The 21,884-nt window shown below is 71.2% G+C and carries 18 protein-coding genes, 2 pseudogenes and 1 riboswitch; of the genes and pseudogenes, 10 read left to right on the forward strand and 10 right to left on the reverse strand.

Going from position 1 to position 21,884, the window contains the following annotated elements; all coding sequences use genetic code 11:
* Positions 1-42 precede the first annotated feature (42 nt).
* The 3 genes from pdxR to ACMTAK_RS29280 all read left to right on the forward strand — a co-directional run bounded on the left by pdxR (position 43) and on the right by ACMTAK_RS29280 (position 3,283).
* A complete protein-coding gene (gene pdxR / locus ACMTAK_RS29270) occupies positions 43-1,602 on the forward strand; it encodes a MocR-like pyridoxine biosynthesis transcription factor PdxR (protein ID WP_413808950.1) in 1,560 nt (519 codons plus the stop codon).
* Positions 1,603-1,729: 127 nt separating this feature from the next.
* Positions 1,730-2,080 (forward strand): hypothetical protein, encoded by a 351-nt coding sequence (locus ACMTAK_RS29275; RefSeq protein ID WP_413808951.1) that lies wholly within the window; start codon positions 1,730-1,732, stop codon positions 2,078-2,080.
* 15 nt (positions 2,081-2,095) lie between these two features.
* Positions 2,096-3,283: a glutathionylspermidine synthase family protein gene (locus ACMTAK_RS29280; RefSeq protein ID WP_413808952.1), complete on the forward strand. Its 1,188-nt coding sequence runs from the start codon at positions 2,096-2,098 to the stop codon at positions 3,281-3,283.
* An 11-nt stretch (positions 3,284-3,294) separates the two neighbouring features.
* On the opposite strand, the gene rocD is transcribed toward ACMTAK_RS29280, so the two are convergent.
* Positions 3,295-4,515, reverse strand: a complete 1,221-nt coding sequence (gene rocD, locus ACMTAK_RS29285) for an ornithine--oxo-acid transaminase (protein WP_413808953.1) — start codon at positions 4,513-4,515, stop codon at positions 3,295-3,297.
* A 32-nt stretch (positions 4,516-4,547) separates the two neighbouring features.
* Positions 4,548-4,645: riboswitch (ZMP/ZTP riboswitch) on the forward strand.
* Between the two features lie 39 nt (positions 4,646-4,684).
* Here rocD and ACMTAK_RS29290 point away from each other — a divergent pair.
* Entirely contained in the window at positions 4,685-5,956 is a 1,272-nt protein-coding gene (locus tag ACMTAK_RS29290; protein WP_413808954.1) for a serine hydroxymethyltransferase, read from the forward strand.
* A 326-nt stretch (positions 5,957-6,282) separates the two neighbouring features.
* Here the strand turns inward: ACMTAK_RS29290 and ACMTAK_RS29295 are convergent.
* Positions 6,283-6,849: pseudogene (locus tag ACMTAK_RS29295) on the reverse strand (RNA polymerase sigma factor); the annotation flags it as partial.
* A 76-nt stretch (positions 6,850-6,925) separates the two neighbouring features.
* Between ACMTAK_RS29295 and trpS the strand changes: the two are divergent.
* On the forward strand, positions 6,926-7,939 hold the full coding sequence (trpS, locus tag ACMTAK_RS29300) for a tryptophan--tRNA ligase (RefSeq protein WP_413808955.1): 1,014 nt from the start codon (positions 6,926-6,928) through the stop codon (positions 7,937-7,939).
* Between the two features lie 235 nt (positions 7,940-8,174).
* Complete coding sequence (locus ACMTAK_RS29305; RefSeq protein ID WP_413808956.1) at positions 8,175-8,774, forward strand: 2'-5' RNA ligase family protein; 600 nt, start codon at positions 8,175-8,177, stop codon at positions 8,772-8,774.
* Between the two features lie 128 nt (positions 8,775-8,902).
* On the opposite strand, the pseudogene ACMTAK_RS29310 reads toward ACMTAK_RS29305, so the two are convergent.
* A pseudogene (locus ACMTAK_RS29310) lies at positions 8,903-9,643 on the reverse strand (SDR family NAD(P)-dependent oxidoreductase); the annotation flags it as partial.
* A gap of 170 nt (positions 9,644-9,813) precedes the next feature.
* Here ACMTAK_RS29310 and ACMTAK_RS29315 point away from each other — a divergent pair.
* Positions 9,814-10,902, forward strand: a complete 1,089-nt coding sequence (locus tag ACMTAK_RS29315) for a YihY/virulence factor BrkB family protein (protein ID WP_413808957.1) — start codon at positions 9,814-9,816, stop codon at positions 10,900-10,902.
* Between the two features lie 101 nt (positions 10,903-11,003).
* On the opposite strand, the gene ACMTAK_RS29320 is transcribed toward ACMTAK_RS29315, so the two are convergent.
* The gene (locus ACMTAK_RS29320; protein ID WP_461773823.1) at positions 11,004-12,440 is read right to left on the reverse strand and encodes a D-alanyl-D-alanine carboxypeptidase family protein; all 1,437 of its coding nucleotides are present in this window, start codon (positions 12,438-12,440) and stop codon (positions 11,004-11,006) included.
* Between the two features lie 10 nt (positions 12,441-12,450).
* Here ACMTAK_RS29320 and ACMTAK_RS29325 point away from each other — a divergent pair, with 10 nt between their 5' ends.
* Together ACMTAK_RS29325 and ACMTAK_RS29330 are read left to right on the forward strand one after the other, a co-directional pair.
* Positions 12,451-12,702 (forward strand): SCO4848 family membrane protein, encoded by a 252-nt coding sequence (locus ACMTAK_RS29325; RefSeq protein ID WP_069870392.1) that lies wholly within the window; start codon positions 12,451-12,453, stop codon positions 12,700-12,702.
* A gap of 77 nt (positions 12,703-12,779) precedes the next feature.
* A complete protein-coding gene (locus ACMTAK_RS29330; RefSeq protein WP_413808959.1) occupies positions 12,780-14,156 on the forward strand; it encodes a metallophosphoesterase in 1,377 nt (458 codons plus the stop codon).
* A 12-nt stretch (positions 14,157-14,168) separates the two neighbouring features.
* Here the strand turns inward: ACMTAK_RS29330 and ACMTAK_RS29335 are convergent, their stop codons facing one another.
* From ACMTAK_RS29335 to ACMTAK_RS29360, 6 genes are all read right to left on the reverse strand, one after another.
* Positions 14,169-15,440, reverse strand: a complete 1,272-nt coding sequence (locus tag ACMTAK_RS29335; protein ID WP_413808960.1) for a VanZ family protein — start codon at positions 15,438-15,440, stop codon at positions 14,169-14,171.
* 172 nt (positions 15,441-15,612) lie between these two features.
* Entirely contained in the window at positions 15,613-16,386 is a 774-nt protein-coding gene (locus tag ACMTAK_RS29340; RefSeq protein WP_262699088.1) for a succinate dehydrogenase iron-sulfur subunit, read from the reverse strand.
* Positions 16,386-18,140, reverse strand: a complete 1,755-nt coding sequence (gene sdhA, locus ACMTAK_RS29345; protein WP_413808961.1) for a succinate dehydrogenase flavoprotein subunit — start codon at positions 18,138-18,140, stop codon at positions 16,386-16,388. The genes ACMTAK_RS29340 and sdhA overlap by 1 nt, the downstream gene beginning before the upstream one ends.
* A gap of 24 nt (positions 18,141-18,164) precedes the next feature.
* On the reverse strand, positions 18,165-18,635 hold the full coding sequence (locus ACMTAK_RS29350; protein ID WP_037953443.1) for a succinate dehydrogenase hydrophobic membrane anchor subunit: 471 nt from the start codon (positions 18,633-18,635) through the stop codon (positions 18,165-18,167).
* A 5-nt stretch (positions 18,636-18,640) separates the two neighbouring features.
* A complete protein-coding gene (gene sdhC / locus ACMTAK_RS29355; protein WP_037953444.1) occupies positions 18,641-19,021 on the reverse strand; it encodes a succinate dehydrogenase, cytochrome b556 subunit in 381 nt (126 codons plus the stop codon).
* Between the two features lie 155 nt (positions 19,022-19,176).
* On the reverse strand, positions 19,177-19,749 hold the full coding sequence (locus tag ACMTAK_RS29360; RefSeq protein ID WP_413808962.1) for a 2-oxo-4-hydroxy-4-carboxy-5-ureidoimidazoline decarboxylase: 573 nt from the start codon (positions 19,747-19,749) through the stop codon (positions 19,177-19,179).
* A gap of 269 nt (positions 19,750-20,018) precedes the next feature.
* Between ACMTAK_RS29360 and ACMTAK_RS29365 the strand changes: the two genes are divergently transcribed.
* Positions 20,019-21,680, forward strand: a complete 1,662-nt coding sequence (locus ACMTAK_RS29365) for a beta-N-acetylhexosaminidase (protein WP_413808963.1) — start codon at positions 20,019-20,021, stop codon at positions 21,678-21,680.
* The last annotated feature ends 204 nt before the right edge of the window (positions 21,681-21,884 follow it).

The raw sequence follows: 21,884 nt of genomic DNA on the forward strand, positions 1-21,884 counted from the left end.
CCACGCTAGGGGCCGGGCGGCCCAGGGGTATGGTCCATTTCCATGGTGGATTCATGGGCCACTCCGAGGGATGAACCCGGACAGCGGACAGGCGGCCCCGGACGGCGGGCGGACGGCTCCGGACACAGGACCGGTTCCGGGCAGCGGGCGGGCGGCTCTGCCGGGCCGGGGGCGGATCTCCATCTGGATCTGCCGCGGGGCGGCGGGACCGGGGTGCGGGGCGCGCTCGTCCACGCCCTCCGTGACGCCGTCCGTGGCGGGCGGCTCGCCCCGGGCACCCGGCTGCCCTCCTCCCGCTCCCTCGCCGCCGACCTCGGCATCGCCCGGAACACCGTGGCCGACGCCTACGGGGAGCTGGTGGCCGAGGGCTGGCTGACGGCCCGGCAGGGCTCGGGCACCCGGGTCGCCCGGCGCGTCGTTCCGCCGGAGCCCGCGCCGCCGCGCACGCCCTCGCCCGCCGCGGTGGCCGCCACCCGGCCGACTTACGATCTGCGGGCCGGTCAGCCCGATGTCTCGGCCTTCCCCCGGTCCGCCTGGCTCTCCGCGGCCCGGCGCGCCCTGACCGCCGCGCCGAACGACGCCTTCGGCTACGGCGACCCCGCCGGACGGCCCGAGCTGCGGCGAGTCCTGGCCGACTATCTGGCGCGCGCCCGCGGGGTGCGGGCGGCGCCCGAACGGATCGTGGTCTGCGCGGGGTTCGTCCAGGGGCTGGCCCTGCTCAGCAGGGTGCGGGCGAAGGCCGGTCATCGTGAGGTGGGCGTGGAGTCCTACGGGCTCGACGTCCACTGGAACGTGATGCGCGGGGCCGGGCTGCGCACGGTGCCGCTGCCGGTCGACCGGCAGGGCGCGCGGACTGCTGAGCTGGACCGGTCCGCCGGGCTGCGGACCGTTCTGCTCACCCCGGCGCATCAGTTCCTCACCGGGGTTTCGCTGCACCCCGACCGGCGCGCCGCCGCGGTCGACTGGGCGTCGAGGGTGGGCGGGCTGGTCCTGGAGGACGACTACGACGGGGAGTTCCGCTATGACCGTCACCCGGTCGGGGCGCTCCAGGGGCTCGACCCCGAGCATGTGGTGTATCTGGGCACCGCCAGCAAGAGCCTGGCGCCCGCGCTGCGGTTGGCGTGGATGGTGGTGCCGGACCATCTGCTGGACGACGTCCTGGCGGTCAAGGGAACGGGGGAGTGGCAGTCGGGCGCGCTGGACCAGCTGACGCTCGCGGAGTTCATCGACTCCGGTGCGTACGACCGCCATGTGCGTGGCATGCGGATGCGCTATCGGCGGCGCCGCGACCAACTGGTGGCGGCGCTCGCCGAACGCGCCCCGCGGGTGCGGGTCACGGGCATCGCGGCGGGGCTGCACGCGGTGCTCCAACTGCCGCCCGGTACCGAGCGGTCCGTGGTCCAGGGCGCGGCCTGGCAGAGCCTCGCCCTGGAGGGGCTGTCCCGCTACCGCTACCGCGAGCAGCGGAGGCCGGACGAGCCCGGACCGGGTCCGGACGGGCAGCCGGACGGGCAGCCGGACGCACTGGTCTTCGCCTATGGCGCCCCGCCCGACCACGCCTTCACGGGCGCCCTGGAGGCGTTGTGCCGGGTGCTGCCATGAAGGCCACGCTGTCATTGCCCTAAGGTGAGCGGTCGTGGTCCCGGGGCCCGGGGAGAGGACGGCCTCGGGCGGTACGACTGCCTCGGCGGAGATGACGGCCTCGGGGGAGAGGAACGGGGAGACGGGGATGGAACGGAAGACGACGCGGCGGCTGCGGTCGAGCACGGTGATCCTGGGCGGTATGGGCGCGCTGGCGGCGGCGCTCACCTCCTGTGGTTCGGAACCGGACAAGCGCTGTGTGGACCGGGACAGCTATGACGCGGTGAACGGCTATCGGGTCGTCGACTCCAGCGCCTGCAAGGGCTCTTCGTCCACCACGAGCGGCAAGGGCAAGAAGAGCCGGGGCACATCGGGCGTGGACGGCGAGTGGTACTACGACTCCGACGTCAGCGGCCGCTGGGCGGACTACGGCACCTTCGACAAGAGCAAGGCGGCCGACCGGGGCGGCTTCGGCTGCTCGGGCTCCGGCGGCGGCTGAGCGGGCCGCCCCACGATGAAGCGCCACACCATCGACCCCCGCCCCGACTGGCAGTCCTCGGTGGAGGAGCAGGGGGTCATCTATCCGCTGACCCGCTACCCGGACGGCTCGCTGCGCCCCTACTGGGACGAGAGCGCCTACTACGCGTTCTCGCTGCCCGAGGTCGAGGGGCTGGAGGAGGTCGTCGAGGAGCTGCACCGGATGTCGCTGGCGGCGGCCGCCCATATCGTCGAGACCGGCCGCTTCGCCGACCTCGGCATCGACGATCCGCGGCTGGCCGGGCTGATCGCCGAGTCCTGGCACCGCCGGGCCGAACAGCCCAGCGTCTACGGCCGGTTCGATCTGCGCCACGACGGTGAGTCGGGCCCGGCGAAGCTGTTGGAGTACAACGCCGACACACCCACCTCGCTGGTGGAGGCGGCCAGTGCCCAGTGGTTCTGGATGGAGGACCGCTTCCCGGGCGCCGACCAGTGGAACTCCCTCCATGAACGGCTGGTGGACGCCTGGCGCACCCAGGCGGCGCTGCTGCCGCCGGGGACGCCCCTGTACTTCGCCCATTCGGCCGGGGACGAGCTGGGCGAGGACCTGATGACGGTGGCCTACCTCCGCGAGACGGCCGAGCAGGCCGGGCTGAGGACCGAGGCGATCTCCATGGAGGACATCGGCTGGGAACGGCTGTCGGGCCGCTTCGTGGACAAGCGGTTCCGCTTCATCCGGAGCTGCTTCAAGCTCTACCCCTGGGAGTGGCTGGCCACCGACCGGTTCGGTCCGCATGTGCTGGACACGCTGGACAACGGGGGCGGCACCGGATCCACCCTGTGGATCGAACCGGCCTGGAAGATGCTGCTGTCCAACAAGGCGCTGCTGGCCGTGTTGTGGGAGCTCTTCCCGGGCCACCCCCATCTGCTGCCCGCCTACCTCGACGGCCCCCGGGAACTGGCCCGCACCACCGGCTATGTGGCCAAACCGCTGCTGGGCCGCGAGGGCGCGGGGGTCACCGTGCATCCGCCGGGCGAGGAGGCCGTCGTGCGCGACGAGCCGTGCTGCTACCAGGAACTGGCGCCGCTGCCCGACTTCGACGGCAACCGCGTGGTGCTCGGCACCTGGGTGGTCGAGGGCGAGTCGGCGGGGCTCGGCATCCGCGAGTCGGCGGGGCTGGTGACGGATGAGTACGCGCGCTTCATCCCGCACGTCATCCTCTGAGCGATACCGGATCATTCGGCCAGCACCGCCCTCAGCTGATCCAGCCCCCACTCCAGATCCTCCTCGCTGATCACCAGGGGCGGGGCGATCCGGACCGTGGTGCCATGGGTGTCCTTGACCAGCACTCCGCGGTCCATCAGCCGCTCGGAGATCTGCCGCCCGGTGCCTCGCGACGGATCGATGTCCACCCCCGCCCACAGCCCCCGGCCGCGCACCTCCTGGACGCCCCTTCCCAGCAGCCGCCCCAGCTCCCGGTGGAGCAGCTCGCCCAGCGTGGCCGAGTGCCGCTGGAACTCCCCGGTCCGCACCATGGCGATGACCTCCAGGGCGACCGCGCAGGCGAGCGGGGAGCCGCCGAAGGTGGAGCCGTGCTCCCCGGGGCGGTGCACCCCGAGGACCTCGCGGGAGGACACCACCGCCGACACCGGCACCACCCCGCCGCCCAGCGCCTTGCCCAGCACATAGACATCGGGGACCACGCCCTCGTGCTCACAGGCGAAGGTGGTGCCGGTGCGGCCGAGGCCCGACTGGATCTCATCGGCGATGAACAGCACATTCCGCTCCCGGGTCAGCTCGCGGACCCCGGCCAGATAGCCGGGCGGCGGCACCACCACCCCCGCCTCGCCCTGGATCGGCTCCAGCAGCACGGCGACCGTCTCCTCGGGCGCGGCGTCGAGCGTCGCCGCCATCGCCGCCAGATCCCCGTACGGCACGATCGAGAACCCCGGGGTGAAGGGGCCGTGGTCGGCACGGGCCTCGGGATCGGTGGAGAAGCTGATGAGGGTGGTCGTCCGGCCGTGGAAGTTGTTCCCGGCGGCGATGATCCTGGCCCGGCCGTCCGGGACGCCCTTGATCCGGTAGCCCCATTTGCGGGCGGTCTTGACGGCCGTCTCCATAGCCTCCGCGCCCGTGTTCATGGGCAGCACCATCTCCATGCCGCACAGCTCGGCCAGCTCGGAGCAGAAGGCGCCGAAGCGGTCGTGGTGGAAGGCGCGGGAGGTGAGGGTGACCCGGTCCAGCTGGGCCTTGGCGGCCTCGATCAGCCGGCGGTTGCGATGCCCGAAGTTGAGCGCCGAGTATCCGGCGAGCAGATCGAGATAGCGGCGGCCCTCGACATCGGTCATCCAGGCGCCTTCGGCGGACGCGACGACGACCGGCAGCGGATGGTAGTTGTGCGCGCCATGGGCCTCGGCGGCGGCGATGGCCCGCTCCGCGGAGCGTCCCGGTCCCATCTTGTCCTCCTTGTCTCACTAGCTAGAGTGGGGGTGCGCATCGTGACTGGCGAGCCGAGCGTGGAACCGACCACGAGGAAGCGATGCGCGGCCACAGCGCCACGAGGTGCCGCCCGCCTGGGCACCCCGGGACACGACCGGACCGTCACCGATCGCCCCGGAGGACTCGATGAGCCTGCCCCTGTCCCATCCCGCTCTTCTCGCCGCCGACCCCGAACTCGCCTCCCTCGTCGGCTCCGAGGAACTGCTGCAGTCCGAGACCCTGCGCCTGATCCCGAGCGAGAACTATGTCTCCGCCGCCGTCCTGGAGGCCTCCGGGACGGTGCTGCAGAACAAGTACAGCGAGGGCTACGCGGGCCGCCGCTACTACGAGGGCCAGCAGGTCATCGACCAGGTGGAGACCCTGGCGATCAACCGGGCCAGGGCCGTCTTCGGCGCCGAGCACGCCAATGTCCAGCCCTACTCCGGCTCGCCCGCCAACCTCGCGGTCTATCTGGCCTTCGCCCGGCCCGGTGACACCGTGATGGGCATGTCACTGCCCATGGGCGGTCATCTCACCCACGGCTGGGGCGTCTCCGCCACCGGCACCTGGTTCCGCGGTGTCCAGTACGGGGTGCGGCAGGACACCGGCGTGATCGACTTCGACCAGGTGCGCGGGCTGGCCCGCAAGGAGCGGCCCAAGCTGATCTTCTGCGGTGGCACGGCGGTGCCCCGCACGATCGACTTCGCCGCCTTCGCGGAGATCGCCCGTGAGGTGGACGCGGTGCTCGTGGCCGATATCGCGCATATCGCCGGTCTGATCGCGGGTGGCGCCCATCCCTCGCCCGTCCCGTACGCCGATGTCATCTCCACCACCACTCATAAGACGCTCCGGGGTCCGCGCGGCGCGATGCTGATGTCGCGCGAGACCCATGCCAAGGCCATCGACAAGGCCGTCTTCCCCGGGCTCCAGGGCGGTCCGCACAACCAGACCACCGCCGCCATCGCGGTGGCCCTGCACGAGGCCGCCCAGCCCGCCTTCCGTGACTACGCCCGGGCCGTGGTCGCCAACGCCAAGGCACTCGCCGGGGAACTGCTCGCCCGCGGCTTCGACCTGGTCTCCGGCGGCACCGACAACCATCTGATCCTGATGGACCTGACGCCCAAGGAGGTGCCGGGCAAGGTCGCGGCCAAGGCCTTGGACCAGGCCGGGATCGTGGTTAACTACAACACCGTCCCGTACGACCCGCGCAAGCCCTTCGACCCCTCCGGTATCCGGATCGGCACCCCCTCCCTGACCTCGCGAGGTCTGACCACCGAGCACATGCCCGCGGTGGCCGACTGGATCGACCGCGGGGTGACCGCAGCGAAGAGCGGTGACGAGGGCGCCCTCACCAAGATCAGGGCCGAGGTGTCCGAGCTGATGGCGGCCTACCCGGCGCCGGGTCTGCCGACCGGCTGACCCGCGGCGCGGGGCCCTGCCCGGCCTCCAGGCCGGGCAGGGGCCGCCACCACTGCTCCTCCAGGATCCGGTCGTCGTCGGCCACCGGCACCGGCAGGCCCACGATCCGGGCGAGCACCCGCTCGACCAGCGTCTCCCCGCCCGCCGGCGGGACGCCGTCCTCCGCTGCCCCCGGGGGCGCGCCGCCCTCCGGCTCCGCGCCGCCCGCCTGGGACACGCCGGGCCGCGACGGTCCGCCGGACGGCGGTATCCCCGGCCCCCGTCCAAGTGCCCGCAGCTCTCCGGGCAGCCCTTCCTCGGCCATCTCCTTCGCCTCCCCACTCCATCTCATCGGCCGTCTCCCTCTCGGTCTCCGACGTCTCCGACGGCCCCAGCAGCCGCTCCAGCCGTCTCAGGGCGCGGCTCAGCCGCGATTTCACCGTGCCGCGCGGCCAGCCCAGCGCCTCCGCGGTCTCCGCCTCGTCCAGATCCAGCAGATAGCGGTAGATCACCACCCGCCGCTGCGGCTCGCTCAGCTTCTCCAGCGCGGCCAGCAGCCGCGCCCGCCGCTCGCCCGCCAGCGCCACGGCCGCCGGATCCACCGACTCCGGTATCACCGGCTCGGCTCCGGCCAGCAGCGCCCCCTCCCGGTCCGCCGCCGTGCGCCTCCGGCGCGCCGAGCGCACCGCGTTACTCGTCTCATGGGCGACGATCCGCAGCAGCCAGGGGCGGAACGCCGCCTCGCTCTGGAACCGCCCGAGCGCGAGATACGCCTTCACAAAGGCGTCCTGCACCACATCCTCGGCATCCGCGCCCGCCCCGAGCAGCCGGGCGGTGCGGTGCGCGATCGGCGCATGGGCCCGCACCAGCTCGGCATACGCCTCGGCGTCGCCGGCCCGCACCCGCGCGATGATCTGTGCTTCACCAGTCCTCACACATCTCATACACCGGCGGACGGAGTCTGGTTCCACACCTGAGAGAATGGGTGCCATGGCCCTCGATCGTCCCCGTGCGCTCTCCGGTATCCAGCCCACCGCAGGTTCCTTCCACCTCGGCAACTACCTCGGCGCGATCCGGCAGTACGTCGCGCTGCAGGAGACCCACGACGCGTTCTACACCGTGGTCGACCTGCACGCGATCACCGTGCCGCAGGATCCGGCGGAGCTGCGCGCCAACAGCCGGCTCGCCGCCGCCCAGCTGCTCGCCTCCGGCCTGGACCCGGACCGCTGCACACTCTTCATCCAGAGCCATGTGCCCGAGCACGCCCAGCTCGGCTGGGTGATGAACTGTCTCACCGGCTTCGGCGAGGCGTCCCGGATGACGCAGTTCAAGGACAAGTCGGCCAAGCACGGCGCCGACCGGGCCACCGTCGGCCTCTTCACCTACCCGATCCTCCAGGTCGCGGACATCCTGCTCTACCAGGCCAACCACGTCCCCGTCGGCGAGGACCAGCGCCAGCACATCGAGCTCACCCGCGATCTGGCCGACCGCTTCAACGGCCGCTTCGGCGAGATCTTCACCGTGCCCGAGCCGTACATCGTCAAGGAGACGGGGAAGATCTACGACCTCCAGGACCCGACGATCAAGATGAGCAAGTCGGCGTCCACGCCGAAGGGCATCGTCAGCCTCCTCGACGAGCCCAGGGTCTCCGCGAAGAAGATCAAGAGCGCGGTGACCGACCTCGAGACGGAGATCCGCTTCGACGAGGAGAAGAAGCCGGGCGTCAGCAATCTGCTGACCATCTACTCCACCCTGACCGGCACCGCCATCGCGGAGTTGGAGCGCCGTTACGAGGGCAAGGGCTACGGCGCGCTCAAGACCGACCTCTCCGAGGTGCTGGTCGAGTGGGTCACCCCGTTCCGCGAGCGGACCCAGGAATACCTGGGCGACCCCGCGACGTTGGACGGAATCCTGGCCAAGGGTGCGGACAAGGCCCGAGCCGTCGCCGCCGACACGCTGGCCGCCACCTACGACAAGGTGGGCTTCCTGCCCGCGGGTCGCTGAGCGCACACCGAGCGCCGTGCGCACCGCCCGGTGAGCACAGCGCGCCCCGCGCACGTATGAATACGGACCCGCGCGGACAGCGGAACACACCGGTCCGGCCCCCTGACCAGGGGGCCTTTGGACGGGTGTGCCAAAGGACCGAGGAATCTAGCCGCGAGGGCGGCGCAGCCGCCACACTGACACCGGTGCAGCGGCCAGAACCCAGCAGCCCGGGAGGGCCAGGAGGGAGAACGCAGTGGGGACCGTAACGCTCGGCGTTTCGATCGCGGTCCCGGAGCCGTACGGCAGCTTCCTCCAGGAGCGGCGCGCGGGCTTCGGGGACCCGGCCGCCCATGGCATCCCCACGCATGTGACCCTCCTGCCGCCGACCGAGGTCGACGTCTCGGCGCTGCCCGCCGTGGAGGACCATCTGGCGCGGGTCGCGGCCGAGGGGCGGCCGTTCCCGATGCGGCTGGAGGGCACCGGCACCTTCCGGCCGCTCTCGCCGGTGGTCTTCGTCCGGATCGTCGAGGGCGCGGAGGAGTGCGCGGCGCTCCAGGAGCGGATCCGCGCGGAGTCCGGGCCGTGCGCGCGTGAGCTGCAGTTTCCGTACCACCCGCATGTCACGGTCGCGCACGGCATCGACGAGGAGGCGATGGACCGGGCGTTCGTGGAGCTCAAGGAGTACGAGGCCGCCTGGACGATCACCGGCTTCGCACTGTACGAGCAGGGGGCGGACGGGGTCTGGCAGCTGGACCGCGAATATCCCTTCGGGGCGGATGAACAGCCGGGCGGTGCGCCGCCCGTGGTGCCCCGTCAGGTGGATCTCTCGCGCCCGGCGGCACCCTCTCACTGAGCGCTCCGCCGGAACGCTCCGCCGGGGCTCCGGTGCGTCAGTCGTCCGCGGGCCCGTCATGGCTGGTCGCGCCCACGCGGCGGAGCCGCACGTCGACCCAGCCCCGCGCCCTTACGGGGCCCGCTCAGGCGGGAGACGGCGCGGGGCAGCAGGCGCTGTGCCGCCGTCGTCAGCCGCAGCGCGCCCGGCGTCCAGACGACCGGGGCGCGCCGCCGCAGCCCCTCCTCGATGGCCTTGGCGACCGCCTGGGGCGTGGTGGCCAGCGGCGCGGGCCGCAGCCCGGCCGTGAGCTTCGTACGGACGAAGCCGGGGCGTACGACCATCACATGGACGCCCGTGCCGCGCAGCGCGTCCCCCAGCCCTTGGGCGAACACGTCGAGTCCGGCCTTGGCGGAGGCGTGGATGAAGTCGGTGCGGCGGACCCGTCCGGCGGCGGCCGAGGAGAGCACCACCAGTGAGCCATGGCCCTGGCGGCGCATGGCGTTGGCGCAGATCAGGGCCGCGGAGACGGCGCCGGTGTAGTTGGTCTGGGCGACCCGGACCGCCGCCGGGAGATCGGTCTCGTCCCGCGCCTGGACGCCCAGGATCCCGAAGGCCAGCAGCACCAGGTCGATGTCGCCCTCGGCGAAGACCTTGCCCAGGGCCACCTCGTGGGCCTCGGGGGCGAGCGCGTCGAAGGGCACCGTAAGGGTGTCGGCACCGAGGTCCCGCAACTGTCGCGCGGTCGACTCCAGGGCGGGTGAGGGACGGCCGGCCAGCCAGACGGTACGGGCCCGCCGGGTGATCAGGCGGCGGACGGTCGCCAGGGCGATCTCGGAGGTGCCGCCCAGGACGAGCAGCGACTGCGGGGAACCGACGACGTCCTTCATGGAGGGAACTTATCTCCATGATCCGGGGCATATGGAGTGATCGTGCGTCCGTATGCACACCCTCACCGAAAAGAGTGATGAGGGGAGCGCCGGTCCGGGGAACCCGGATATCCATACCGGGCGCCCGGTGCGCCGAGGAGTGACAACGCGCAGAGGGGTAGTTGCTGATCATGGAATCGTTGACCCGGCTGCCTGTCGTCGGCCCCGCCCTGGCCCGGCTGATGCGCACCCACGCCTGGCGTACGTACGAACGGCTCGACCGCGTCCACTGGACCCGGCTCGCCGCCGCGATCACGTTCACCAGCTTCATCGCCTTCTTCCCGCTCATCGCCGTCGGGGCGGCGATCGGCGCGGCGACGCTCACCCGGTCGCAGATGGCGCAGCTCCAGAAGAAGCTCGCCCAGCAGATCCCCGGTATCTCCGGCCAGCTCGACCTGGGCGCACTCGTCCAGAACGCCGGCACGATCGGGGTCGTCGCGGGCGCCCTGCTGCTGTTCACCGGCATCAGCTGGGTGGGCTCGCTGCGCGAGTGCCTGCGGGCGGTATGGGAGCTGGAGGAGGACCCCGGCAATCCGCTGGTGCGCAAGGTCAAGGACGCGTACGTGCTGATCGGGCTGGGCGGGGTGGCGCTCGTCTCGTTCGCCGTGTCCGCCCTGGCCGCCACCGCCGTGGGCCGGGTCGCCCGGCTGATCGGCATCCCCGAGAACGGGGTCGGCGGCTGGCTGTTGCGGATCGCCGCGTTCCTCATCGCCGTCGGCGCCGACTTCCTGCTGCTGTGCTACGTGCTGACCTGGCTCCCGGGCGTGGAGCCGCCCCGCCGTACGGTCGCGGTCGCCGCGCTCATCGGGGCGATCGGCTTCGAACTGCTCAAGCTGCTCCTCAGCAGCTATCTGAAGGACGTGGCGGCCAAGAGCATGTACGGGGCGTTCGGGGTGCCCATCGCGCTGCTGCTGTGGATCAACTTCACCGCGAAACTCACGCTGTACTGCGCCTCCTGGACCGCCACCCCGCCCGCCGCCCAGGCCGAGCACGAGGCGGAATGGGCGGCCGAGGCGGACAAGGCCCGGCCGTCCGAACCGGAGGAGCCGTCCGAACCGGAGGAGTCGTCCGGGCCGTCGGAGCCGCCCGGACCGCCCGGACCGCCCGGACCGCCCGGGCCGCCCGAGCCGTCCGGGCCGCCCGAGCCGTCCGGGCCGCCCACGCCGGAGGTCGAAAAGCACCGCGCCGGCGGACCGGAGGGCCCGCCGGCGGCGGCGTGACAACGGATGGCGGCGACCGTAAGGCGGCCACGGCGACCGCGCAAGGCGCTACGGCAACCGTAAGGCGGCCACGGCGACCGTTAAAGGCTTAAGGGCTTCGCTCAGTCGCGTGGGCGGCGGCGCACCAGCTCGGGGAGCGGCCAGCGGCGGTGCACCCCGAAGGCCACCGCGCCCAGCAGCGCCAGGGAGCCGCCCGTGATGCCCATAGCGGTCCACATACCGCCCGAGCTTCCGTTGTCCGCCGAGACGGACGCCTGGGCGTGCTTGTGGCCGTCCTCGCCACCGGCCGAGGGGTGGTTCGCGCCCGCCGCGCCCGGCCGGACGAGGGTGCCGACCGGGTTCACCGAGCCCGACGCCTTGAACCCCCAGTCGAAGAGCCTCGCGGTCTCCTTGTAGACCTCGTTCGCCTCCTTCTGCTGCGGACTCATGACGGTGACCAGCAGTACCCGGTTGCCGCGCTGGGCGACCCCGGTGAAGGTGGCGCCCGCGTTCGTGGTGTTGCCGTTCTTCACCCCGGCGATGCCCTTGTAGGGGGCGACGCCGAGGCCGGTCAGCAGCCGGTTGGTGTTCTGGATGCCGAAGCTGGTGCGGGCCTTCTTGCCCTTCTTGTCCTTCTCGAACACACCGGGGAATTGCGCGGTCGCCGTCGAGCAGTACTCCCGGAAATCCGCCTTCTGCAGCCCCGAGCGGGCGAAGAGGGTCAGGTCGTACGCGCTGCTGACCTGGCCCTTCTCGTCGTAGCCGTCCGGGGTGACCACATGGGTGTCCCGGGCGTTCAGGTACTTCGCGTGTGCCTGCATCTCCTTCACGGTCGCCGGGACTCCGCCGTTCATGGCCGCCAGCACGTGCACCGCGTCGTTGCCGGAGCGCAGGAAGACGCCGAGCCACAGGTCGTGGACCGAGTAGGTGTAGTTCTCCTTGACCCCGACCAGGCTGCTGCCCTCACCCATCCCCTCCAGGTCGGACAGCCGCACCTTGTGGGTCTTCGTCTTCGGCATCTTCGGCAGCAGCGTGTCCGCGAACAGCATCTTCAGCGTGGACGCGGGCGGCAGCTGCCAGTGGGCGTTGTGCGAGGCGAGCACATCGCCCGACTCGGCGTCGGCCACCAGCCACGACTTCCCGCTGAGCCCCTTGGGCAGCGCGGGCGCGCCCGGCTTCGGATCCACCTGGGTGTCGGGGCGGCCGAGCCGCTTCCCGCCCACCGTGGACATGTGCGCGGGCGGCTTGACCGCGTCGGTGGAGCCGCCCGGCTGGTCGGCGGCGTGCGCCGGGGCGACGGCGAGCGGACCGCACAGCAGGAGGGCGGTGGCGGTGGCGGCCAGCGGGGCCACGGCTCGGCGGGCGGGGGTGCGGCCCTTGCCGGAGATCTTGTCGGTGCTCTTGTCGGTGCTCTTACGGGTGCTGTGTCGGACGTGAGTGCTGGTGAAGGAAGGTGTGGGCACGGAGGTGAACGTACCTGGCGTCGCTGAGGAGAGCGACAGCAGCGCCGACGTATTGACGGCAGACCCCCGCGTGGAGGTATGGGAGGTCGTGCCCATACTGGAGACCATGAAGCTCAGCCGCCCCGTGTCCTGGTTCCTGCTCGCCTTCGGGGTCTGGAGCTGGGTCATCTGGTTCACCTTTGTCAAAAATTTGTGGAAGGACGCCAGCGGACTCGCCTTCGACGACTCCGGTGACCCCACCGCGTACTTTTGGGTGCATCTGCTGCTCGCGATCACCTCGTTTCTCTTGGGGACGGCGATCGGGTTGATCGGGTTGCGTGGTGTGCGCGCCCTGCGCCGGAACGACGCCTCCGAGTAGCCGTTCCAGGCAGCTGTGGCAGGCAGCCGCAGCCCCATGGCTGGTAGTCGCGTAGTCGCTAGGGGAGGGGACCGGGGATGGTCGTGCTCTACGTCCTGATCGCACTGGTCGCCGTCGGTTTGCTGACCGGCGTCCACTGGTACGTGTGGCGGCGGCTCGTCCGCGATACGACGGCGCGCGGGGGGTGGGCGCGCCGTACGGGCACGGCGGCGGCCTTCGCGCTGCCGCTAATCAGCGTCGGCGCGCTGATCGCGGGCCGCGCGGGCGCGCCCTTCCCCCTCCAGCGCGCCCTCGCCTGGCCGGGCTACCTCTGGCTCGCCCTCCTCCTCTACCTGACCCTGGCCCTCCTTGCGGGCGAGGCGGTACGCCCCCTGCTGCGCGCCTGGCTCAGCCGTGGCCGACCCGTTGATGTGCGGTCGCCCGACGCTCCGGCCGCGGCCGTGGGCGGCTTGGTCGGCGCTGCGGCGGTGCCCGAGGGCGCGGTGGTGTCCGACGGCGCGGGAGCCGCTGTCGTGAGCGAGGCCAAGGCCGTCGTCGACGGGGCAGCCAACATCGCCACGGAGGCCGACGAGGCCGCTGCGGAGGCCGCCGAGGACGGCGCGGCGGACCCCGGGGACGCGGCCCCCGCGCCCTCTCGCCGTCTCTTCGTCGCGCGGGCCGTCGCCGTCGGGGCCACCGCCGTGGCGGCCGGGACGGTGGGGTACGGGAAGTACACCGTGTTGCGTGGGCCGAGGGTCAAGCGGATCACCGTGCCGCTCGCCAAGCTGCCGCGCCGGGCGCACGGCTTCCGGATCGCCGTCGTCAGCGATATCCACCTCGGGCCGATCCTGGGCCGCGATCACACCCGGCGGGTCGTCGAGGCGGTCAATCGCACCAACCCCGACCTCGTCGCCGTCGTCGGCGACCTCGTGGACGGCAGCGTGGCCGACCTCGGCCCTGCCGCCGAGCCGCTACGCGCGCTGACCGCCCGCCACGGAAGCTACTTCGTCACCGGCAACCACGAGTACTACTCGGGCGCCGCCGAGTGGGTGGACCACGTCCGCGAACTGGGCCTGCGGCCCCTGGAGAACGAGCGCACCGAGCTTCCCGGCTTCGATCTCGCCGGGGTGAACGACGTCGCGGGCGAGAGCGAGGGCCACGGTCCCGACTTCGGCAAGGCGCTCGGCGACCGCGACCGCTCGCGCGCCTCCGTGCTGCTCGCCCATCAGCCGGTGGTGATCCACGACGCGGTGAAGGCGGGCGTGGATCTCCAGCTCTCCGGCCACACTCACGGCGGTCAGCTGTGGCCCGGCACCTATGTGGCCGAGCTCGCCAACCCGACCGCCGCCGGGCTCGACCGGTACGGCGACACCCAGCTCTATGTGACCCGTGGCGCGGGCGCCTGGGGCCCGCCGGTACGGGTCGGGGCGCCCCCGGACGTCACCGTCGTGGAGCTCGCCTCGACCCGCGTCTGAACGCCCGCCACCTCAGCCCCGGCCCGCGCCTACAGCGACCGAAACGGGCCGGTCAGCAGGCTGGCCAGCGGGCCGGTCAGCCGTCGCCGTCGCTACGGCGGCCCGCACCGCCCGCCGGTGCGGCAGCGTCGCGTTGCGGATGCCCGAGACGCGATCGTGCGGGGCCAGCCGGTCCGGGTGGCGCAGCGTCTTCCGTACGCACACCGCCGTCAGCGTGAACCCGACCATCACCGCCAGCAGCTGAGCGGGGCTCAGCGCCATGAGGACCGCCTCCGCGCCCTGCGTGCCCGAGTCGCGGACGGTGGCGAACAGGCGGGCGGGATACGGCTCGTTCAGCAGGGTCAGCACCGCCAGGAACTGCCCGGCCAGGAACGGCATCAGCAGCGCCCCGATCAGCAGCGCGCGCAGGGTCAGCCGCCAGACCATCAGCGGGCCGCCGTCGTCCGCCACGAGCTTCAGCAGCAACAGCCGCTTTCCGGGGGTCGCCCCGGTCGCCAGCGGCAGCAGCACGAACCAGGCCACGAAGATTCCCACCAGCGTCCAGGTCGGGGCCGACCCGCCCCGGTAGACCACGGCGGTGATGAACAGCGAGGCGACGACATATCCGGCCACATCCACGACCAGTGCCGTCAGCCGCCGCCCGAACGGAACCGGACGTGCCGCCAGCGCCCGCCCGTCCAGCGTCTCCAGCGTCGGCAGCGTCCGCCCGACCGGTCCGGCCAGCAGCCAACCGGCCATCGCCCCGGCCGTGTTGACGATCAGGTCGTCCACGTCGAACAGCCGGTACGGGCAGTTGTAGAGGCCCCAGACCCCGGTCCACTGCGTCAGCTCGAAGGACAGCGAGACCGCGAAGCCGATCGCGGCGGTGGCGGGCAGCGAGCGCCGGAAGTGGTAGCGCAGGAAGACGCCGAGCGGCAGGAGCAGCAGCAGGTTGAAGGCGGTTCCGGCGACGGCGGGGTTCTGGAGGACCAGCGCGTTGAGCCCGATCTTGTGGTCGGCTTCCTTCCAGATGTCTCTGAAGGTGTTCCCGGGCATCCACTGCGGATGGGCCACCATCGCGAACCGCTGGCACATATCGGCGGTCTGCTTCGGCAGCGGCACGATCGTCATGCAGAGGGCCGTGAGCGAGTAGTAGAGGAAGCCGTACAGCGACAGCGTCCGCCCCCGGGACATCACGCCGTGACGGCGGTACAGGGCGACGGCTGTCGGCAGCAACAGTAAGAGCGCCAGCAGAGGGAAGAGCGCGGCAGCGGTCTTGATCGGGAGAACGTAGGCGGTGGCCATGGGCACGACTATACGCGGTGTGTATACCCACTGTGCATAGTTCCCGGCACGCGCCGGAACGACCAAGGCCCGCCGGAACGACCAAGGCCCGCCGGAACGACCAAGGCGCGCCGGAACGACGAAGGCCCCGCCCCCGGAAACCCGGGAAGCGGGGCCCTCGCCCGTAGCTCTCCTAGAAGCGCCGCGTGATCAGCGCGCGCTTCACCTCCTGGATGGCCTTCGTGACCTCGATCCCTCGCGGGCACGCCTCCGTGCAGTTGAAGGTCGTACGGCAGCGCCAGACGCCGTCCTTGTCGTTCAGGATCTCCAACCGCTGCTCACCACCCTCGTCACGCGAGTCGAAGATGAAGCGGTGCGCGTTGACGATCGCCGCCGGGCCGAAGTACTGGCCGTCGTTCCAGAACACCGGGCACGACGAGGTGCACGCGGCGCACAGGATGCACTTGGTGGTGTCGTCGAACCGCTCACGGTCCGCCGCGGACTGGAGCCGCTCACGTGTCGGCTCGTTGCCCGTCGTGATCAGGAAGGGCATCACATCGCGGTACGCCTGGAAGAACGGCTCCATGTCCACGATCAGGTCCTTGAGGACCGCGAGCCCCTTGATCGGCTCGACCGTGATGGGCTTCTCCGGGCTGATGTCCTTGATCAGCGTCTTGCAGGCCAGCCGGTTGCGTCCGTTGATCCGCATCGCGTCGGATCCGCAGATGCCGTGGGCGCAGGAGCGGCGGAAGGTCAGGGTGCCGTCCAGCTCCCACTTGATCTTGTGGAGACCGTCGAGGACGCGCTCCTTCGGATCCAGGTCGATCTGGAAATCCTCCCAGACCGCCTGGTCCGAGACCTCCGGGTTGAAGCGCCGGATCCGGAAGGTGACGGTGATCAGGTGCGAGGCGGTGGCGTCGGCTGCCTCGGGGGCCTGGTCGGATTTCTCAAGAGTGGGGGTGCTCATCAGTACTTACGCTCCATCGGCTGGTAGCGGGTCTGCACGACCGGCTTGTAGTCGAGGCGGATGGACTCGGAGCCGTCCGCGCCCACCTCTCGGTACGCCATGGTGTGCCGCATGAAGTTGACGTCGTCGCGGTTCGGGTAGTCCTCGCGGTAGTGACCGCCGCGCGACTCCTTGCGGGCCAGGGCGGAGATGGCCATGACCTCGGCGAGGTCGAGCAGGTTGCCCAGCTCGATGGCCTCCAGCAGATCGGTGTTGAACCGCTTGCCCTTGTCCTGGACGCTCACGTGTCGGAAGCGCTCGCGCAGGTGGCCGATCTCCTCGACGGCCTCCTTGAGCGTCTGCTCGGTGCGGAAGACCATGACGTTCTTGTCCATGGTCTCCTGGAGCGCCTTGCGGACCTCGGTGACCCGCTCGGTGCCGGTGGCGTCCCGCAGGTTCTCGACCTGTGCCTGGACGAACCCGGCCGGGTCCTCCGGGAGCTCGACGAAGTCGGCCGTGGCGGAGTACTCCGCGGCGGCGATGCCCGCCCGGCGGCCGAAGACGTTGATGTCGAGCAGCGAGTTGGTGCCCAGGCGGTTGGCGCCGTGCACCGAGACGCAGGCGACCTCGCCGGCCGCGTACAGGCCGGGCACGACGGTGTCGTTGTCCGCCAGCACCTCGCCCTGGACGTTGGTCGGGATGCCGCCCATCGTGTAGTGCGCGGTCGGCTGGATCGGGATCGGGTCCGTGTACGGCTCGATGCCGAGGTAGGTCCGCGCGAACTCGGTGATGTCGGGCAGCTTGGCGTCCAGCTGCTCCGGCGGCAGGTGGGTGAGGTCCAGGTAGACGTGGTCGCCCTCGGGACCGCAGCCGCGGCCCTCGCGGATCTCGGTGTAGATCGACCGCGAGACCACGTCGCGCGAGGCGAGGTCCTTCATGACCGGCGCGTACTTCTCCATGAAGCGCTCGCCGTCCTTGTTGCGGAGGATTCCGCCTTCACCGCGGGCGCCCTCCGTCAGCAGGATGCCCATGCGCCAGATGCCGGTCGGGTGGAACTGGAAGAACTCCATGTCCTCCAGCGGCAGCCCGCGCCGGTAGGCGACCGCCTGGCCGTCACCGGTGAGGGTGTGGGCGTTGGAGGTCACCTTGAAGAACTTGCCGCAGCCGCCCGAGGCGAAGACGACGGCCTTCGCCTGGAAGACGTGCAGTTCACCGGTGGCCAGCTCGTACGCCACCACACCGGCGGTGCGCTTGACCCCGTCGACCTCGGTCATCAGGAGGTCCAGGACGTAGAACTCGTTGTAGAACTCCACGCCCTCCTTGACGCAGTTCTGGTACAGCGTCTGGAGGATCATGTGACCGGTGCGGTCCGAGGCGTAGCAGGACCGGCGGACCGGGGCCTCGCCGTGGTTGCGGCTGTGGCCGCCGAAGCGGCGCTGGTCGATGGTGCCGTTCGGGGTCCGGTTGAACGGCAGGCCCATCTTCTCGAGGTCCAGGACCGAGTCGATGGCCTCCTTCGCCAGGATCTCGGCGGCGTCCTGGTCGACCAGGTAGTCACCGCCCTTGATCGTGTCGAAGGTGTGCCACTCCCAGTTGTCCTCCTCGACGTTGGCGAGGGCGGCGGCCATGCCGCCCTGCGCGGCGCCGGTGTGGGACCGGGTCGGGTAGAGCTTGGTGAGCACCGCGGTGCGGCTGCGCTTGGTCGACTCGATGGCCGCGCGCATTCCGGCCCCGCCGGCGCCGACGATGACGGTGTCGTACTTGTGGATCTTCATGAGTGGATACCTCAGCCCCGGGGCCTAGCGGATGTTCGGGTCGAAGGTGAAGATCACCAGAGTGCCGAGCACGATGGTGAATCCCGCCGCCGTGTAGAGCAGCGCCTTCAGCCACAGGCGGGTGTTGTCCCGCTCCGCGTAGTCGTTGATGATCGTGCGCAGGCCGTTCGCGCCGTGCAGCGTGGCGAGCCAGAGCATGATCAGATCCCATGCCTGCCAGAACGGCGAGGCCCAGCGGCCGGCCACGAAGGCGAAGCCGATCTTGGTGACACCGCCGTCCAGCACCAGCTGGATCAGCAGATGGCCCAGGACCAGGACGACCAGCAGGACGCCGGACAGGCGCATGAAGAGCCAGCCGTACATCTCGAAGTTCGTCCGGGTCGCCCTGGGCGTCTTACGGGTGCGGGCCCGCGGCGGCTCGATGACCGGGGCCGGGTGATCCACGTCGTACGCGCTGACCGCGTCGCTCGCGGGGGTGGTGGTCTCGGCGGACATGTGCGTCAGCTCCCGAACAGTTCGCGCAGCGTGTGCTGGAGGACCGGGTAGAAGGCACCGGCCATCAGCACGACCCAGATACCGACGACGCCCCAGAGCATCTGACGCTGGTACCTCGCGCCCTTGGACCAGAAGTCGACGGCGATGACGCGAAGGCCGTTGAGGGCGTGAAACAGGATGGCGGCCACCAGGCCGTACTCCATCAGGTTCACGACGGGATTCTTGTACGTGGCGACCACGTCGTCGTACGCCTCGGGCGAGACGCGGACCAGCGAGGTGTCCAGCACATGTACGAACAGGAAGAAGAAGATGAGGACGCCGGTGACTCGGTGAGCCACCCAGGACCACATACCTTCCCGGCCGCGGTACAGCGTTCCAGCCGGCACGGAAAAACCCTCCGGAAGCGGGATTGGGGCCTGCCGGTTTCACGGTCGGTCGGGCCCGGCCGGGTACGGTCCACCGGCCCTGGCCATCGTACCGACGTGTTGTCGGAGGGTTCCTCCGGGGGCTCAAGTGTGATCGATCAAGCACGGACGGGCGATCATGCGATACGGAACTCGGGCACTTCCGGCGAACGGGACCGATTCTCGGTCAGCCGGACCAGTCTGCCGCGGGCGATGCGCCGCAGCTCCTCGGCGGTGTTGTCCCGCTCCCGCTCCCACTCGTTGCCCAGTCGGTCCCGGATCCCGGTCAGCAGCCGGTCCAGCCGCTCCCCGGGCGGCAGACCATCCAGACAGATGACGAAAACGTGACCGAATCGACGCTCGTACGCGTCGTGGGCGGCCTGGAGCGCGGTGTGCGCGGCCAGCGACCCCAGGCTGTCCGCGGGCGGCAGCTCATGGCCGACGACCGACTCGTCCGCGAGCGCCTCGTCCAGATCGGCGAGAGTGAGGTCATAGCTGGCCTCGTCCCCGGCGGCCAGCAGCGCCTCCAGATCCGGGTACGGGCGGTGGGCCGCGATCAGCCGGGCCCAGCGGCGGCTGCCGCAACAGGCGAGGAGCGCGGCCTCGGCCGCGTCGGCGGGGGCGGTGTTGAGCCGGTCGAGGCGGGAGGCGGTGGCGCGGGACCTGGACCTGGACAGCGTGGACTCCTCGGACACGCATGAGGCGCGCATGGGAACGGACACCCGGGAGAAACGGACCCGGGGGAGGCGTGGGACACATGGGCTGGGCGCGTGAGCAGTACACGCTAACGACGCGGGGAGGTGGGTGTGCCGGAGGGAACGCGATATCACCCGAACGGGGAGGTTTTACTGCATGCGGTGGACGGCATTCGGGGCGCAGGGCTTTTTTCGGCCACAAGCGGCCGAGCCCGCTTCACGCGTTCGGCCACAAGCGGCCGAACGCGTGAAGCGGGGAGGGGCCGAGGAGGAGGTACACCGCCATGGGATTGCCGCTCAGAGCAACCAAGGCGTCCTGCGTCCGCGGTCTCATCGCGGGAGCCGTCGCCACGCTCGTCCTGACGGCCGTCGGCTGTCAGCAGACGGACGGCGGACAGCGCCCGCCGGGCACCCGCTCCACGCCCGCGCAGTCCTCGGCGCACACGACCGCCACCTCGGCGCGGTCCCCCTCGGCGCGGTCCCCCTCGGCCGTCCCGCCGCACGCCACGGCGGCCTCCGCGCCGCCCCGCACCATCCCCTCCGTCCGCGACTTCACCCCGGCCTCGGGCCCCGGCTGGCGGCCCGGCGACAACAGCCGGGTGGTGACCGACCTCAAGGGCCCGCTCGCCGACGAGGCCCGCATGATCGCCGCGGAGCTGGGGCTGCGCACCACCTCCGGCCCCGCCCGCCGCGGTGACCTCTCCCTGGCCCTCGCCCCGAAGGAGAGCGGCGGCGCCGAGGCGTACACCCTCAAGGTCGCCGGCGGCCGCACCCGGATCACCGGCCCGGCCGACGCGGGCGTCTTCTACGGCACCCGCACCGTGAAACAGGCCCTGCGCTCCGGCGGCCGGCTCCCCGAGGGTGTGATCCACGACCGGCCCGGCCGCGCCCAGCGCGGCCTCAACCTGGACATCGCCCGCAAATTCTTCTCGGTCGGGTGGATCGAGGCCCGGATGCGCGAGATGGCCGACCTCAAGCTCAACCAGCTGGCCCTGCACTTCTCGGACGATCAGGGCTTCCGCATCCAGAACACCAGCCACCCCGAGATCGTCTCGTCCCAGCACCTCACCAAGGACCAGGTCCGGCAGATCGTCGCGCTCGGGCGGCGGCTGCACATCACCGTCATCCCCGAGATCGACTCGCCGGGCCACCTCGGCGCCGTCATCCGGGCCCATCCGCAGCTCCAGCTGCGCAACGCGGGCGGGACCACGTTCCAGGGCTCGGTGGACATCTCCAATCCGGCCGCGGCCCGCATCGTCGATGACCTGATGCGCGAGTACGCCCCGCTCTTCCCCGGCCGCTGGTGGCACCTGGGCGCCGATGAGTACCTCGCGCTGACCGTCAAGGACCCCCAGGCGTCGTTCCCCAAGCTGGTGGCCGCCGCCAAGCGGAAATACGGCCCAAGCGCCCGGGTGCAGGATCTGGTCACCGGCTGGCTGAACGACCGGGCCCGGCTCGCGCGGCAGCTCGGCAAGCGGCCCAAGGCGTGGAACGACGGCTTCTTCGCGGGCGGCGTCGTCCAGCCCGCCAAGGACATCGAGGTCGAGTACTGGACGGGACGGCTGAAGGAGACGGCACGCCCGCCGCTGGAGTATCTGAAGGAGGGCCGCAAGGTGGTCAACCTCAACGACTCCTTCCTCTATTACGTGCTCGGCGAGCCCGGCGGGTTCACCTATCCGACCGGCCAACGCATATATGAGGACTGGTCCCCGACGGCACTGCGCGGCTCCACGCCCGTCGCCGACAAGAGCCTGACCGGACCCGACCGGATCCTCGGCGCCCGCTTCGCGATCTGGGGCGACCAGCCCGAGGCCCAGACCCCCGTCCAGGTGGCCCAGGGCATCCGGCTGCCGCTCGCGGCGCTGGCGCAGCGGGTGTGGGACCCAGGGAAACCGCCGCTGAGCTGGTCCGGCTTCACCCGGCTCGCGGAGCGGCTGGGCGTCTGAGCGCGGGGGGCCACCGGGGGCCGGGCGTGCGTTCCGGGAGGGGAGACAGAAGGACGGTCGGGGCCGCCACCCCCCACAGGAGAGGCCCCGACCGTCGATCAGGAGAGCCCGCAAGAGGCTCGTACCCCTTACAGCGTCGCACGCCTCGATTGCGTCACACCTCCCCTTGGACGAAACCGGGGACTTCACCCCGCTGTCCGGGGC

The sequence above is a fragment of the Streptomyces lacaronensis genome (genome assembly GCF_047337785.1).
Lineage (GTDB): Bacteria > Actinomycetota > Actinomycetes > Streptomycetales > Streptomycetaceae > Streptomyces > Streptomyces lycopersici.

Excerpts from the sequence above, each read along its gene's own strand:
- pdxR (WP_413808950.1), top strand. The coding sequence starts at position 43 with ATGGTGGATTCATGGGCCACTCCGAGGGATGAACCCGGACAGCGGACA.
- ACMTAK_RS29275 (WP_413808951.1), top strand. The coding sequence starts at position 1,730 with ATGGAACGGAAGACGACGCGGCGGCTGCGGTCGAGCACGGTGATCCTG.
- ACMTAK_RS29280 (WP_413808952.1), top strand. The coding sequence starts at position 2,096 with ATGAAGCGCCACACCATCGACCCCCGCCCCGACTGGCAGTCCTCGGTG.
- rocD (WP_413808953.1), bottom strand. The coding sequence starts at position 4,515 with ATGGGACCGGGACGCTCCGCGGAGCGGGCCATCGCCGCCGCCGAGGCC.
- ACMTAK_RS29290 (WP_413808954.1), top strand. The coding sequence starts at position 4,685 with ATGAGCCTGCCCCTGTCCCATCCCGCTCTTCTCGCCGCCGACCCCGAA.
- trpS (WP_413808955.1), top strand. The coding sequence starts at position 6,926 with ATGGCCCTCGATCGTCCCCGTGCGCTCTCCGGTATCCAGCCCACCGCA.
- ACMTAK_RS29315 (WP_413808957.1), top strand. The coding sequence starts at position 9,814 with ATGGAATCGTTGACCCGGCTGCCTGTCGTCGGCCCCGCCCTGGCCCGG.
- ACMTAK_RS29320 (WP_461773823.1), bottom strand. The coding sequence starts at position 12,440 with ATGGGCACGACCTCCCATACCTCCACGCGGGGGTCTGCCGTCAATACG.
- ACMTAK_RS29325 (WP_069870392.1), top strand. The coding sequence starts at position 12,451 with ATGAAGCTCAGCCGCCCCGTGTCCTGGTTCCTGCTCGCCTTCGGGGTC.
- ACMTAK_RS29330 (WP_413808959.1), top strand. The coding sequence starts at position 12,780 with ATGGTCGTGCTCTACGTCCTGATCGCACTGGTCGCCGTCGGTTTGCTG.
- ACMTAK_RS29335 (WP_413808960.1), bottom strand. The coding sequence starts at position 15,440 with ATGGCCACCGCCTACGTTCTCCCGATCAAGACCGCTGCCGCGCTCTTC.
- ACMTAK_RS29340 (WP_262699088.1), bottom strand. The coding sequence starts at position 16,386 with ATGAGCACCCCCACTCTTGAGAAATCCGACCAGGCCCCCGAGGCAGCC.
- sdhA (WP_413808961.1), bottom strand. The coding sequence starts at position 18,140 with ATGAAGATCCACAAGTACGACACCGTCATCGTCGGCGCCGGCGGGGCC.
- ACMTAK_RS29350 (WP_037953443.1), bottom strand. The coding sequence starts at position 18,635 with ATGTCCGCCGAGACCACCACCCCCGCGAGCGACGCGGTCAGCGCGTAC.
- ACMTAK_RS29360 (WP_413808962.1), bottom strand. The coding sequence starts at position 19,749 with ATGCGCGCCTCATGCGTGTCCGAGGAGTCCACGCTGTCCAGGTCCAGG.
- ACMTAK_RS29365 (WP_413808963.1), top strand. The coding sequence starts at position 20,019 with ATGGGATTGCCGCTCAGAGCAACCAAGGCGTCCTGCGTCCGCGGTCTC.